The sequence below is a fragment of the Cellulophaga omnivescoria genome, from assembly GCF_027915275.1.
GTDB lineage: Bacteria > Bacteroidota > Bacteroidia > Flavobacteriales > Flavobacteriaceae > Cellulophaga > Cellulophaga omnivescoria.
On sequence record NZ_CP115819.1, the window covers coordinates 2,906,332 to 2,919,935 of the forward strand.

The 13,604-nt window shown below is 31.8% G+C and carries 14 protein-coding genes and 1 other RNA gene; 10 read left to right on the forward strand and 5 right to left on the reverse strand.

The genetic code is table 11. From position 1 onward, the window contains the following. Positions 1-2 precede the first annotated feature (2 nt). Positions 3-899: a Ppx/GppA phosphatase family protein gene (locus PBN93_RS12865; RefSeq protein WP_077403776.1), complete on the forward strand. Its 897-nt coding sequence runs from the start codon at positions 3-5 to the stop codon at positions 897-899. A 2-nt stretch (positions 900-901) separates the two neighbouring features. On the opposite strand, the gene miaE is transcribed toward PBN93_RS12865, so the two are convergent. After that, positions 902-1,483 (reverse strand): tRNA-(ms[2]io[6]A)-hydroxylase, encoded by a 582-nt coding sequence (gene miaE / locus PBN93_RS12870; protein WP_077403773.1) that lies wholly within the window; start codon positions 1,481-1,483, stop codon positions 902-904. Between the two features lie 465 nt (positions 1,484-1,948). Here miaE and PBN93_RS12875 point away from each other — a divergent pair, with 465 nt between their 5' ends. Then, complete coding sequence (locus PBN93_RS12875) at positions 1,949-2,671, forward strand: ThuA domain-containing protein (protein ID WP_077404781.1); 723 nt, start codon at positions 1,949-1,951, stop codon at positions 2,669-2,671. Between the two features lie 11 nt (positions 2,672-2,682). Here PBN93_RS12875 and PBN93_RS12880 read toward each other — a convergent pair whose 3' ends face one another. Then, a complete protein-coding gene (locus PBN93_RS12880) occupies positions 2,683-4,482 on the reverse strand; it encodes a DNA polymerase III subunit gamma/tau (RefSeq protein WP_077404778.1) in 1,800 nt (599 codons plus the stop codon). 120 nt (positions 4,483-4,602) lie between these two features. Between PBN93_RS12880 and rnpB the strand changes: the two genes are divergently transcribed. Continuing rightward, positions 4,603-4,915: RNase P RNA component class A (rnpB, locus tag PBN93_RS12885), an RNA gene on the forward strand. Here the strand turns inward: rnpB and PBN93_RS12890 are convergent. The 3 genes from PBN93_RS12890 to PBN93_RS12900 are packed head-to-tail and all read right to left on the reverse strand — an operon-like array spanning position 4,915 to position 6,924. After that, positions 4,915-5,466 carry an RsmD family RNA methyltransferase gene (locus PBN93_RS12890; protein WP_077404775.1) on the reverse strand — a complete coding sequence of 184 codons (552 nt, stop codon included), beginning with the start codon at positions 5,464-5,466 and terminating at the stop codon, positions 4,915-4,917. The two genes, rnpB and PBN93_RS12890, sit on opposite strands and share 1 nt — an antisense overlap. Then, complete coding sequence (locus PBN93_RS12895; protein WP_077404772.1) at positions 5,466-6,293, reverse strand: DUF3822 family protein; 828 nt, start codon at positions 6,291-6,293, stop codon at positions 5,466-5,468. The genes PBN93_RS12890 and PBN93_RS12895 overlap by 1 nt, the downstream gene beginning before the upstream one ends. Beyond that, positions 6,271-6,924: a hypothetical protein gene (locus tag PBN93_RS12900; RefSeq protein WP_077404769.1), complete on the reverse strand. Its 654-nt coding sequence runs from the start codon at positions 6,922-6,924 to the stop codon at positions 6,271-6,273. Before PBN93_RS12900 ends, PBN93_RS12895 begins: the two co-directional genes overlap by 23 nt. A 103-nt stretch (positions 6,925-7,027) precedes the next feature. Between PBN93_RS12900 and PBN93_RS12905 the strand changes: the two genes are divergently transcribed. The 7 genes from PBN93_RS12905 to PBN93_RS12935 all read left to right on the forward strand — a co-directional run bounded on the left by PBN93_RS12905 (position 7,028) and on the right by PBN93_RS12935 (position 13,527). Further along, complete coding sequence (locus tag PBN93_RS12905) at positions 7,028-8,467, forward strand: ATP-dependent DNA helicase (RefSeq protein WP_077404766.1); 1,440 nt, start codon at positions 7,028-7,030, stop codon at positions 8,465-8,467. 82 nt (positions 8,468-8,549) lie between these two features. Next, positions 8,550-9,119 (forward strand): DUF4126 domain-containing protein, encoded by a 570-nt coding sequence (locus tag PBN93_RS12910; RefSeq protein ID WP_271080825.1) that lies wholly within the window; start codon positions 8,550-8,552, stop codon positions 9,117-9,119. An 11-nt stretch (positions 9,120-9,130) separates the two neighbouring features. Then, positions 9,131-9,859: a 3-deoxy-manno-octulosonate cytidylyltransferase gene (gene kdsB, locus PBN93_RS12915; RefSeq protein ID WP_271080826.1), complete on the forward strand. Its 729-nt coding sequence runs from the start codon at positions 9,131-9,133 to the stop codon at positions 9,857-9,859. Next, positions 9,850-10,554, forward strand: a complete 705-nt coding sequence (locus PBN93_RS12920; RefSeq protein WP_077404757.1) for an HAD family hydrolase — start codon at positions 9,850-9,852, stop codon at positions 10,552-10,554. Before kdsB ends, PBN93_RS12920 begins: the two co-directional genes overlap by 10 nt. A gap of 80 nt (positions 10,555-10,634) precedes the next feature. Continuing rightward, positions 10,635-11,714 (forward strand): iron-containing alcohol dehydrogenase family protein, encoded by a 1,080-nt coding sequence (locus tag PBN93_RS12925; protein WP_271080827.1) that lies wholly within the window; start codon positions 10,635-10,637, stop codon positions 11,712-11,714. A gap of 92 nt (positions 11,715-11,806) precedes the next feature. Next, a complete protein-coding gene (locus PBN93_RS12930) occupies positions 11,807-12,940 on the forward strand; it encodes an FAD-dependent monooxygenase (RefSeq protein ID WP_271080828.1) in 1,134 nt (377 codons plus the stop codon). Between the two features lie 50 nt (positions 12,941-12,990). Beyond that, positions 12,991-13,527 (forward strand): 1-acyl-sn-glycerol-3-phosphate acyltransferase, encoded by a 537-nt coding sequence (locus PBN93_RS12935; RefSeq protein ID WP_171974508.1) that lies wholly within the window; start codon positions 12,991-12,993, stop codon positions 13,525-13,527. Positions 13,528-13,604: the final 77 nt, after the last annotated feature.

A 13,604-nucleotide genomic window follows, 5' to 3' on the forward strand; every position in this document is an offset into this window, starting at 1 on the left:
TTTTGAAGATTTTTAAGCTTGCAGCAATAGATATTGGCTCTAATGCCATAAGGTTGCTTATACATAATATTATTGAAGCCAAAGACAAAAAAACCGAATTTAGGAAAAGTTCTTTAGTTAGGGTGCCTATACGTTTAGGTGAAGATTCTTTTACTGTAGGAGAAATATCTGACCGTAATGTTGAGCGTATGATAGATGCAATGAAAGCCTTTAAATTATTAATGAATGTTAACGGCGTAGAAAGTTATATGGCTTGTGCTACATCTGCAATTAGAGAAGCTAATAATGGCTATGAGGTTATTGAAAAAATACGTGACGAAGCGGGAGTTAATATTGAAGTTATAGATGGTAAAAAAGAAGCAGCAATTATAGCGTCTACAGATTTAAAAGAATTAATAAATAATGACCAAGCTTATTTGTATATAGATGTTGGTGGTGGTAGTACCGAGTTTACTGTTTTTTCTGAAGGTAAACTTGTAGCATCTAAATCTTTTAAAATTGGAACCGTTAGGTTGTTAAATGATATGGTAGGTGTAAAGGTTTGGAATCAGTTAGAAGAGTGGATTAAATTATATACCAGAGATTTGTCTAAAGTATCAATTATTGGTTCTGGTGGTAATATAAATAAGCTACATAAAATGTCTGGCCGAAAAATAGGGGAACCTTTATCTTATATTTGGCTTAATGCTCAGTATCATTTTTTAGAGAGCATGTCTTATGAAGATAGAGTTTCTGAACTAGGTTTAAATCAAGATAGGGCAGATGTAATTATACCAGCCACACGTGTATTTTTATCATCAGCAAAGTGGTCTGGAGCTAAAAAAATACATGTGCCTAAAATAGGCCTTTCAGATGGTATGATTAAAACCTTGTACCAAAAAAATAAGGAGTCAATTTAATATTACCCGTGTACATTACCAGTTGCCCCTAAGTTTTTCATTAGGTTAGCTTCATACTCTAACAAATCTTGCCATTTTTGGTCTACTTCATCACGGTCTCCGTATTGCCTTGCAAAATTTAAAAACATAGTATAGTGTCCGGCTTCACTTATCATTAGTTTTCTGTAAAATTCTGCCAGTTCTTTATCGGCTAATTCTTCAGAAAGTAATCTAAAGCGTTCACAGCTACGAGCTTCTATTAGGGCAGCATATAAGAGTCTGTGCACCAGTTGTGTGGTTCGGCTACCTCCTTTAGGAAAAAACTTTAATAAATCTACAACATATTGGTCTTTACGGTCTCTACCTAGGGTATTTCCGCGAGCAATTATTTTGTCATGAACCATTTTAAAATGTCCCATTTCTTCTCTGGTTAAAGCAACCATCTCTTGTACCAATTCTGTGTACTCAGGAAAACTAACTATTAAAGATATTGCTGTAGCAGCAGCTTTCTGCTCACAAAAAGCGTGGTCTGTTAATATATCATCTATATTTTTTTCTACAATATTTACCCATCTTGGGTCTGTAGGTAGTTTTAAGCCTAGCATAGTGTTTGTTTAAGTTGCAAAAATAATGATATTGATTTGGATGCAAATAAAAAAGACATATTTTCTAAGGTAGAAAATATGCCTTTTAAAGGTTTTGGTTGATTAGTTATTTTAAATATAATAGATACTTTAAAAACGCTTGTTATTGTAATAAATTACAAAGGTAAGTGTTTTTGTTAAAATTATATTAAAGCCTAAATGTAACATAAATCATCCAATAATGAAATAAAATGTAGAAAAAAGTAACAATTTTGTACTATTTGTTAAATGTTTTTATTTGGTGATTTTGCAACATATTTTAATTTAAATATCTGTTTTTAAATATTTTAGCTTGTATTTTATGTTGGGTGTTAAGTCGCAATTATTGCTATAGATTTGTAACTATTTAAAAATAAAAGATTTATCTTTTTATAAATTTACTAACTTACCGTAATTTAAATCAACCATTTTATAACTAATTATTTTATGAAATCTATATTTTTTAAAGTTCTATTGATAGTGTTTTTAGGTGTTTCCTTCTTTTCTTGCGGATTGCAAAGTCCCAAAGTTCTTGTGTTTACTAAAACTGCTGGTTTTAGGCACGGATCTATAGATAGTGGTGTGTTAGCCCTAGAAAAAATGGCAAAAGACAAAAATTTTGTAATAGACACTACGGCAAATTCAGCCTTGTTTACTGTATCTAATTTAAAACAATACAAGGCAGTTGTGTTTTTAAATACTACAGGTGATATTTTAAATGACGAAGAGCAAAAAGCCTTTGAAAAATATATTAAATCTGGAGGTGGTTACGTTGGTATACATGCAGCTGCAGACGCAGAGTATAATTGGCCATGGTATAACAAACTAGTTGGAGGTTATTTTAATGGGCATCCTAAGGTGCAGAAAGCTACGTTGCAAGTTGTAGATAGTACGCATTTATCAACCAAAATGTTAGGTAAAACGTGGGAGAAAGTAGATGAGTGGTATAATTATAAAGATTTAAATAAAAATGTAAATGTGTTATTAAACGTAGATGAAAAGAGTTATAGCGGAGGTAAAAATGGAGATTACCATCCAATGGCTTGGTACCATGATTATGATGGAGGTAGAGCTTTCTATACGGGATTAGGACATACTAACGTAACATTTAAAAATCCTGTTTTTTTAGAGCATTTATATGGTGGTATTAAATATGCGATGGGAGAGTAGTAGATTGCTTTTTAAATACTTAAATCAAATTCCTGTCTTAGTAAGTCTATGACAGGATTTTTTTCTCTTAATTTTTGGTATTTTTCTTCAGGTGTAAATGCAAACTTTTTTACAGCTTCTTCATTTACTGTAATTTCTAGCGTAATAAAGTAGTTATTAAGCTCTTTTTTTAAGTATTCCATAAGGTCGTACTTTTCACGTTCAACCTCCTTTTTCATAGTGTCATTAGCTAATTGTATGCTAATTGTAGTTCTGTCTTTTAAAACAGGTGTGTCACTATTTAGGTTAGATGCTAAAATACGCTGACCTTGAGCTTCTATTTTATCAACAAACTTATTCCATAATTCTTGAAGTCTTTCAACTTCAAAATCATCATTAGGTAAGGTGCTTTCGTCAACAACTACATCTACTTTATTTAATTTATGTTGTTCTTTAGCTTTTAAGCTAGATAAAGATAAACCAGATACTCTTTTAGGAGAATTAATGTTTAGCTTTTTTATAGCAGGTGTAGCAGCTACTTCTTTAGTAACTGTTTTTGCCGCAACTACAGGTTTAGTAGGGGTAGCAATAGTAGAGTTATCTGTGTAGACAGGAGCAGTTTCTTTAGCTTTTTGGTTATTAGTTGTACTAGCGCTGGGTTTGGTGTTTGCTGCAGTATTACTAGTTTTAGGTTTGCTTTCTCTAAAATGAGATGCAGGTACTAGTGTAATTATTTGATTACTTAATGCTAGGGATTCAGGATTTTTTTTTTCTCCATCAAAAGTGATAGAGGCTAATTTCATTAAGGCAAGTTCTATTAACAAGCGCTGGTTTTTACTTGTTTTATAGTTGAGATCTGCAGTGTTGGCAATATCTATGGCTTTCAATAAAAAGGCGTTGTTGGTTTGTTGAGCTTGCTCTTGGTATCGTTTTTTTGCTTCGTCACCAACTTCTAACAAATTAACGGTGTTTGGATGCTTGCACACCATTAAATCTCTAAAATGAGACGCGAGACCGATTATAAAGTGATGGCCGTCAAAACCTTTGCTAAGTGTAGTGTTAAATAGTATTAGTAAAGACGGTATGTTATTTTGTAAAATATGGTCTGTTGCTTCAAAATAAGTATCGTAATCTAATACATTTAAATTTTCTGTAACTGCCTTTCGGGTTAATTGTTTTCCAGAAAAACTTACCACCCTATCAAAAATAGACAATGCATCTCTCATGGCACCATCTGCTTTTTGAGCTATAATATGTAAAGCATCATCTTCGGCTTCAATACCTTGGTTTTCTGCTATGTATTTTAAATATTCTGCAGCGTCTTTTACCGTAATTCTTTTAAAATCAAAAATTTGGCAACGAGACAAAATAGTAGGTATAATTTTATGTTTTTCTGTAGTAGCTAAAATAAAAATAGCGTGTTTTGGTGGCTCTTCTAAGGTTTTTAAAAATGCATTAAAAGCAGCCTGCGAAAGCATATGTACCTCATCTATAATATAAACTTTGTACTTGCCAACTTGCGGCGGTATGCGTACTTGGTCTATTAAGCTCCTAATACCGTCTACAGAGTTGTTAGAGGCAGCATCTAGTTCAAAAATATTAAACGCAAAATCTTCTTCTGGATTTTCTTCTCCATCAGAATTTATCATTTTTGCTAAAATACGTGCACAGGTTGTTTTACCAACACCTCTAGGACCTGTAAACAACAAAGCTTGGGCTAAGTGGTTGTTTTGTATGGCATTTAAAAGTGTATTTGTAATAGCTTGTTGCCCTACAACATCTTTAAATGTTTGTGGTCTATATTTTCTAGCTGATACTACAAATGGTTCCAATTACTATGCTTTTATTAGTGAACTAATGTTACAGTACAAATATAAATATATGGCTTCATTTTACCTTATTTTTTACAAAGATATAGTGCTTACTTATCAACAATTAATTTACCTTTGCCACGAGCAGGTTACTCTATCGCTTTGCAAACTTGTTTTGTAAAGAGGAAAGTCCGGACACCATAGTGTAGCATAGCGGGTAATTCCCGTCCGTTGTAAAACGAGGACAAGTGCAGCAGAAAGTATGTACAGGTAATGCTGTAGTGAAACCAGGTAAACTCTATGCGGTGCAACGCCATGTAAATTAGCGTTATAAGGGTACACGCCCAAGCTAAAGGGTAGGCGGTTTGAGCTTTTAGGTAACTAAAAGCCTAGATAAATGATAGGGAAGCCACTAGTTGGCTTTACAGAATCCGGCTTATTACCTGCTCTTTTTTATTCTTCTTTTGTTTCTTTTTCAAAAAAACTAAAAACACTTCCTCCATATCTTTTTAGATAGGAAAAGTTTGGTAAGTTATCTAACTTAGTGTGTTTAGAGTGCTCTACAATTAACAAACCATCATCAGAAAGTAAATCGTTTTTAAAAACCAATTCTGGTATTTTTGCAAAATCTTCTGTAGAAAAATCGTATGGTGGATCTGCAAAAATTATTGTAGACTTGATGGCTGTACGTTCTAAATATTTAAAAACATCACTTTTTATGGTAGATATATTTACATCTAGTTCTTTAGCTGTTTGGTTTATAAATTTTACACAACCATAATCTGCATCTACACATATTATGTTTTCTGTTCCTCTAGATGCAAATTCATAACTTATATTACCTGTACCAGCAAAAAGATCTAAAACGCTAATATCTTCAAAATAGTAATGGTTATTTAAAATATTAAATAAGGCTTCTTTAGCCATATCTGTAGTTGGTCTAACCGGTAACTTTTTTGGTGCTATTAGTCTTTTGCTTTTAAATTTTCCTGATATTATGCGCATTATAGGGCGTTTAGAACGGTAAAGTCTATATTTTTTTTAGTGTAATCTCCTAGTTGAAAAGTACTGTTATCTGGTGCGTACACACTAATGTTTTTAAAATGATTATAGCATTTTTTATAAATAGTACTATCTTCTTCTATATCTCCAAACAATCTAAGTATAACCGTTTCATTATCTAATTTCAATTGTTCGCAAGTAAAAAGTAGGTAGTACAAAAAGTCTTCTGTAGTTAAGTACTCAAAACTATTAAAAAGGAGTAGTTTTTTCTTGTCAATTATAACAATATCCATTTGTTTTTCTGATGCGTACACGTAACAAGTAATATCATTGTTAGTGTTTGCATTAAGTAAAGAAGATGTTATAATAGAAGAGCTATGCTTGTAGGTAAAATCACCAAATAAGTCGTAAATGTAATTGTTAATATTAACTAGGGGAACAAAAACATTTACAATATCAAAGTTTGTTATTTCATCATGTGCAATTAGGTCAGTTGCTAAAACTTTGGTATTGTATTTTAAATAATTGTGTTTCTCGTCTTCTACAAACAAAGGTTTTGGCACAAAACAAAATAAAGTGTTTCTGTGCGTAGCAATTACTTCTGTATAAGAATCACTTGTAATATTATGCTCTTTAAACATAGTAACAAGTTCTTTTTCTAACTCTAAAGGATCTAGTTCTGTATTAAAAATTTTTCTTTTAGAGACTAAAATGGTATTATCTAGAGTGTCAACAACACAAAAAGAAAGTCCATTCAAACTAATTTGAATGGACAATTTTTTATAATTAGATGTTGTATCTAAAGTATTATTTTTTTGTTTTTCTGTCATAAATAGGAGGCCAGTTACCGCTAGTGCTTACATCATCTAAGTCACCAACTATAATTTCATCAAAATTTATTTCTTCAACACTATTTAAGGCATTTTCTCTGTCTCTTAAATCTTTAGGTTGGTCATATAAAACAACGTCTTTTTTAACAGATGCTTTAAATACAGAAACCTCTTTTCCTCCTTTTTCAATAGTCGCTGTTTTCATATCAAACTCAGCTTTTCCATTTTCAGAAAAAGGTACAAACTTTAATGTTTTATATCTATCATCGTTCTTAAATAAAGAATCTTTAACAGGTATAACATTTAAGGTATCTACAATTTTAACGTCTCTTTGTAAATCAATACCAAAGTCTTTGTCATACTCCATGTAAGAAGAATCTCTTTGCTGTATAATGTAGTAATTTCCGTTTTCTACAAACTTCACTAAAGCATCAAAGTTAGGAGCAAATTTACCAGTGGCAGATTTATGAGCTTCTTGTATATCTCTAATATCTTTTAAAGAGTTAATTACAGCTTGGAAGCGCTCTTGTTTTACTTTTTTAAATTCTATAGGACCATTTACAGATTGGTATATCATATATCCAAAAAAGATAGCTGCTAACCAAAGAACAATTTTAATTACGGTTTTCATTAGTATACTGTTGTTTTTATTTAGTGGTTTGACACAAATCTACAATTTTTTTTTAATCACAAAAGTATTTCAGCTTAAATTTCATCATTATCTTTGAAGACTTATGAATCTACCTACCTCTACATCATTCTTTAATTTATTAAAAGAAAAATTTCCTTTTGAGCCTACTTTAAAGCAACTCATTACTTTAGAGAAGTTATCTCAGTTTTTGTTGTCCAAAAATAATGATGATCTTTTTCTTTTAAAAGGTTACGCTGGTACTGGAAAAACAACAATTATAGGAACTATAGTTACAAATTTGTGGAATATTAAAATGAAAGCTGTGCTTTTGGCACCAACAGGTAGGGCAGCAAAGGTTATGTCTAATTACTCCAATGCAAAGGCACTTACCATACATAAAAAAATATATTTTCCTAAAAAACAAAGCGGTGGAGGTATACAATTTACCTTGGCACCTAATAAACATACAAATACCGTTTTTGTTGTAGATGAGGCGTCTATGATACCAGATGCGCCGTCAGATTCCAAGTTATTTGAAAATGGCTCATTGTTAGATGATTTAATGTCTTATGTGTATTCTGGTAAAAATTGTAAACTGGTTTTAATTGGAGATACAGCTCAGTTACCACCGGTAAAACTAGATATTAGTCCGGCTTTAGATGAAGACAGACTATCTTTAAATTATAATAAAGATGTTACTAAGGTAGAGTTGGATGAAGTAATGAGGCAGGCAGAAGACTCGGGTATTTTAATGAATGCAACTAATTTAAGAGAGCAGTTGCACGGTAGTTTTTTTGAAGATTTTAAGTTTGATGTTAATCCGTACAAAGACATTGTGCGTTTAATAGAAGGTAATGATATTTTAGAAGCTATTGAAGATTCTTATGCACAAAACGGAAAAGAAGAAACGGCTTTTATTGTACGCTCTAACAAACGTGCCAATTTGTATAATGCCAATATCAGAAATCGTATTTTATATTTAGAAAATGTAATTTCTACAGGAGATTATATGATGGTGGTAAAAAATAATTATTTTTGGATTAAGCCTACAACAGAAGCTGGTTTTATTGCAAACGGTGATATTTTAGAGATTTTAGAAATTTTTGCTATTAAAGAATTGTACGGTTTTAAGTTTGCAGAAGTAAATGTAAAAATGGTAGATTACCCAAATATGCCTGCTTTTGAAACTGTTTTATTGTTAGATACTATAGACGCAGAAACACCTTCTTTACCGTATGAGGAAAGCAACCGCTTGTACCAAGAGGTTATGTTAGACTATGCAGATGAAACCTCTAAATATAAAAAGTTTTTAAAGGTTAAAAACAACAAGTATTTTAATGCATTACAGGTAAAATTTTCTTATGCTATAACGTGCCATAAAAGTCAGGGTGGACAATGGGATACAGTTTTTGTAGAACAACCCTATTTGCCAAATGGCATAGATAAAGATTACTTGCGTTGGTTGTATACCGCAGTAACAAGAGCTAAAAAACAATTGTATTTAATAGGATTTAAGAACGATTTTTTTCTTGATTGGGAATAACCTATTTTTGGTACAATATATGTGTATAACTAACCATATAGCTGCTTTTTAAAAGCAACTTAAACACATAAAACCATTACAAATGACATCAGAAACCATTATTAGTATTTTTTTAGGCATTGGCTTAGCTACATCTGTAGGCTTTAGAGTCTTTTTGCCTTTATTTGCATTAAGTTTAGCATCATATTTTGGAGCTTGGGAATTAAATGAAAGTTGGATTTGGATAGGTAGTTTACCAGCACTAATAGTATTAGGTGTAGCTACTTTGGTAGAAATTTTTGCATACTTTATTCCTTGGGTAGATAATTTATTAGACTCTGCCGCCATACCTTTGGCAGCAATTGCGGGTACCGCAGTAATGGTATCTACAGTAGCTAATTTAGATCCGGTAATTACTTGGTCTTTAGCAATTATTGCAGGTGGTGGTACAGCCAGCGCCATAAAAGGTACTTCTGCAGCAACTAGGCTAACCTCTACCGCTACAACTGGTGGTTTAGCAAATCCTGTTGTAGCAACAGTAGAAACAGGTACAGCTGTAGTTGTATCTACAGCAACTATTATAGCTCCTGTTATTGGAGCTGTTTTGGTAGTTATTATATTAGCATTAATTTTTAGAATGTACAGAAAATTAATGCCTAAACGAAAAAAATAGATAAAAGATACATGAAGATTATTGCAATGATTCCTGCACGGTATGCAGCGTCTAGATTTCCGGGTAAACTAATGCAAAATTTAGCAGGTAAACCCGTTATTGTTAGAACCTATGAAACCGCTATAAAAACAAATTTATTTGATGATGTTTTTGTGGTTACAGATAGTGACACTATTTACAAGACAATAACAGAGGCTGGTGGTAAGGCTATAATGAGCATTAAGGAACACGAGTGTGGTAGTGACCGTATAGCAGAGGCTGTAGAAAATATGGACGTAGATATAGTTTTTAATATACAAGGGGATGAGCCTTTTACGCCTAAAGAAGGGTTGGAGGAATTATTATCGGTATTTAAAAATGATGATAAAAAAGAAATAGATCTTGCTACAATTATGTCTGAAATGACAGATGAAAATGAAATTAAAGATCCAAACTTTGTAAAAGTTATAGTAGATAACAGAAATTTTGCATTATACTTTTCTCGTTCGCCAATTCCTTACCCTAGAGAAAAAAATGTTGGACTAAAATATTACGAGCATAAAGGTGTTTATGCCTTTAGAAAAAATGCTCTTATGGATTTTTACAATCTACCAATGTTACCTTTAGAGGCATCAGAAAAAATAGAGTGTATTCGTTATCTAGAATATGGAAAAAAAATTAAAATGATTGTAGATAATACTTCTGGTATAGAAATAGATACACCAGAGGATTTAGAAAGAGCACAAGCAGAATGGAAGTAGACTTTAAAAATATAAAAGTTATTGGTTTTGATGCCGATGATACACTTTGGGTTAATGAAACTTATTTTAGAGAAGCAGAAGAAACTTTTGCAGAATTATTAGAAGGCTATGAAACTAAAAATAAAATAGATCAGGAATTGTTTAAAATGGAAATGCAAAATTTAGGTCGGTACGGGTACGGCATAAAAGCATTTGTATTGTCTATGGTAGAGTCTGCCTTAGAGATATCTAATAACAAAGTAAACAATTCTGTAATAGCTAAAATTTTAGATATTGGTAAAGAAATGATAGACCAACCTGTTGAGTTATTGCCAGGTGTAGAGTCTGTTTTACAAAAGCTTCAGTCTAAATACAGATTAATAGTTTTAACTAAAGGAGATTTACTAGATCAAGAACAAAAACTAGAAAAATCTGGATTAAAAAAATACTTTCATCACGTAGAAGTTTTAAGTGATAAAAAAGAAGAGAATTATAAAAATTTATTAGATCATCTTCAAATAAAAACTTCAGAATTTGTAATGTTAGGTAATTCTTTAAAGTCTGATGTGTTACCTATTGTAAAGCTAGGAGCACAGGCTGTACACATTCCTTTTCATACAACTTGGGTGCATGAAACCGTATCTAAAGAAGAAGAGGAATCTAATTCGTTTTTAACCTTAAATAAAATTGAAGATATTTTAGACTACTTAAAATAACATTATTTTAGAAAAAGAAATTCATATAACAAGACAGGTTTGCTTAAATTTGTCTTATCATACATAATAGATATAATACTATGACGACATATAGAAACTTCCCAATGGTACCTAGAGTAATTTTTGGGAACGGTAGTTTTAGCCAAATAGGAGACATATTAAAGTTAAAGCGTAAAAGTGCTAACGCACCTTTTATTTTTTTAATTGATGATGTTTTTAAAGGAAAAGAATTAGCTACCAGAATACCTTTGGTAGAGAATGATAAAACTATTTTTGTTTCATCAGAATTTGAACCAAAAACATACCAAGTAGATGCTTTAGTAGAACAAATTAAAGCCGATTATAATGAGTTGCCTTCTGGTATTATTGGTATTGGTGGTGGTACATTATTAGATATGGCTAAGGCTGTTGCAATTATGTTAACTAACCCAGGTAGTTCTGCAGAATACCAAGGATGGGATTTAGTTAAAAATCCAGCTATTTATCACGTAGGTGTACCTACCATTAGTGGTACCGGTGCAGAAGTGTCTAGAACAACTGTATTACTAGGTCCAGAGCGTAAGCTAGGCATAAACTCAGATTATACTCCTTTTGATCAGGTTGTATTAGATCCAGATTTAACACAAGGTGTTCCAAAAGACCAATGGTTTTATACAGGTATGGATTGTTATATTCATTGTGTAGAGTCTTTAGAAGGGACTTTTTTAAATGCTTTTAGCCAAAGTTATGGTGAAAAAGCTATGGAACTATGTAATGATGTGTATTTAAAAGATATTCCAGAAGACGAGTCTAGAGACAAGTTAATGATGGCATCTTGGCACGGTGGTATGAGCATTGCTTACTCGCAGGTGGGTGTTGCACATGCGTTAAGTTATGGACTATCATACCTATTAGGAGTAAAACACGGTATAGGAAACTGTTTGGTGTTTAATCATTTAGAGGAATTTTACCCAGAAGGTGTAAAATTGTTTTATAAAATGATGGAAAAACATAATATTACGTTGCCAACAGGTATATGTAAAGACCTTACGGAAGAGGAGTTTACAACTATGATTAATGTTGCTTTAAGTTTAGAACCACTTTGGGAAAACGCTTTAGGTAAAGATTGGAAAAAAACTGCAACTCCAGAGAAATTAAGATCTATTTACGCTAAAATATAATAGACTTTATATAATTTTAAAAAAGCCGAAAGTGTACATACGCTTTCGGCTTTTTTTGTAGTAATTTTATAAATAACTATAAATAAAATAAAATGTACGCTATAATAGGTGCTGGTATTGGAGGTTTAACAACGGCTTTGGCTTTTGAAAAGTTAAATATACCATACCATTTATATGAAAAAGCTGAAGATATTAATGCTATTGGAGCAGGAATATGGTTGGCTCCAAATGCACTAAAAGTGTATGAGTGGTTGGGTATTCTAGATCAGATTAAAGATACAGGTAACTCTATAGATCGTATAACAATAGCAACAGCAGATTTAAAACCACTTACAGACAGTAGACAGGATGAAGCTAAACAGGAGTATGGATATTCTACCGTTGCCATACATAGGGCAGAATTGCAAAAAGTATTGGCTAACAATGTAGCTAGTTCTAATATTAGCTGGGGAAAGGGTTTAAAGAGTTACACAGAAACTAAAGAAGGAATAGAACTTCAGTTTTTAGATGCTACTACAGCTAATGTAAGTTACCTAATTGCAGCAGATGGTATAAACTCTGTAGTACGAAAACAACTGTTTCCAGAAAGTAAAATTAGGTATAGCGGACAAACGTGTTGGCGCGGTGTAACAAATTTTATACTACCAGAAGATTATAATCATCGAGGTATAGAAATGTGGGGTAAGCAAACCAGATTTGGAATATCTAAACTGTCTACAGATAAAACATCATGGTTTGCAGTAGCTAATAGCAAACCTTTTTTAACAGATAATAGAAAAACTTTAAAGGAAGACTTGCTCAAGGAGTATAATAACTATGCAAATGTGGTTACAGATTTAATTGCAAATACTAATATAGATGCTATACTTAGAAATGATATTATAGACCTTAAACCAATTAAAAAATGGCATACAAATAGGGTTTGTTTGTTGGGTGATGCTGCTCATGCTACAACACCAAATATGGGGCAAGGTGGTGCACAAGCTATAGAAGATGCTTATTTTTTATCTAAAATTATTACAACAAATACTACAGATAGTCCTTTTAAAGAATTTCAGAAGGTAAGGTATAAAAAAGTAAACTCTATTGTAAACCAGTCTTGGATTACGGGTAAAGTTGCACATTTAGGTTTTGGTTCTAAAATTAGGAATATGGTATTTAAAAACCTTCCTAAATCTTTAATTGATAAAAAAATGCATTTTGTTTACAGATTAGATAACGAGTAACGTATTTTTGCTGTACAATAGTTATAAATTTTTAATGAAATAGAGAGATGATGCATGCGATAGCTAAATTTATATATTTTAAAATAATGGGATGGACTTTAAATGGAGCCTTTCCTAAAATAGATAAATGTGTTGTAATAGTTGTGCCGCACACAAGTAACTTAGATTTTTTTTTAGGCTTACTCATTAGAAGAGTGCTTAATGAAGAGTTTAATTTTGTTGGTAAAAAGAGTTTGTTTAAATGGCCTTTTGGCTGGTATTTTAGGTGGCAAGGTGGTATGCCTATAGATCGTACTAAAAGCAACAACTTTGTGGATGCTTGTACAGAATTAATAAAAAGTACTAGCAAAATACACTTAACCCTAGCGCCAGAGGGTACTCGTAGTAAAGTTTCTAAATGGAAAACTGGGTTTTATTACATTGCAAAACAAGCTAATGTACCTGTGGTTATGGTTGCATTTGATTATGGTAAAAAAGAAATAAAAATATCTGAAGCTCTAAGTACTACAGATAATACAGAATTAGATTTTAAAACCTACGAAGCTTTTTTTAAAGGAGTAGAAGGTAGGGTTAAAAAAAATATGTAGTTACTTTTACTGTTAAATATAAATAAAGCCCTTAAAGAAAATTTAAGGGCTTTATTTATATTTATTGTAATAAAAAA

Bases quoted from the DNA above. Each gene is read 5' to 3' on its own strand.
- miaE (WP_077403773.1), bottom strand. From the start codon at position 1,483: ATGCTAGGCTTAAAACTACCTACAGACCCAAGATGGGTAAATATTGTA.
- PBN93_RS12875 (WP_077404781.1), top strand. From the start codon at position 1,949: ATGAAATCTATATTTTTTAAAGTTCTATTGATAGTGTTTTTAGGTGTT.
- PBN93_RS12890 (WP_077404775.1), bottom strand. From the start codon at position 5,466: ATGCGCATAATATCAGGAAAATTTAAAAGCAAAAGACTAATAGCACCA.
- PBN93_RS12895 (WP_077404772.1), bottom strand. From the start codon at position 6,293: ATGACAGAAAAACAAAAAAATAATACTTTAGATACAACATCTAATTAT.
- PBN93_RS12900 (WP_077404769.1), bottom strand. From the start codon at position 6,924: ATGAAAACCGTAATTAAAATTGTTCTTTGGTTAGCAGCTATCTTTTTT.
- PBN93_RS12905 (WP_077404766.1), top strand. From the start codon at position 7,028: ATGAATCTACCTACCTCTACATCATTCTTTAATTTATTAAAAGAAAAA.
- PBN93_RS12910 (WP_271080825.1), top strand. From the start codon at position 8,550: ATGACATCAGAAACCATTATTAGTATTTTTTTAGGCATTGGCTTAGCT.
- kdsB (WP_271080826.1), top strand. From the start codon at position 9,131: ATGAAGATTATTGCAATGATTCCTGCACGGTATGCAGCGTCTAGATTT.
- PBN93_RS12920 (WP_077404757.1), top strand. From the start codon at position 9,850: ATGGAAGTAGACTTTAAAAATATAAAAGTTATTGGTTTTGATGCCGAT.
- PBN93_RS12925 (WP_271080827.1), top strand. From the start codon at position 10,635: ATGACGACATATAGAAACTTCCCAATGGTACCTAGAGTAATTTTTGGG.
- PBN93_RS12930 (WP_271080828.1), top strand. From the start codon at position 11,807: ATGTACGCTATAATAGGTGCTGGTATTGGAGGTTTAACAACGGCTTTG.
- PBN93_RS12935 (WP_171974508.1), top strand. From the start codon at position 12,991: ATGCATGCGATAGCTAAATTTATATATTTTAAAATAATGGGATGGACT.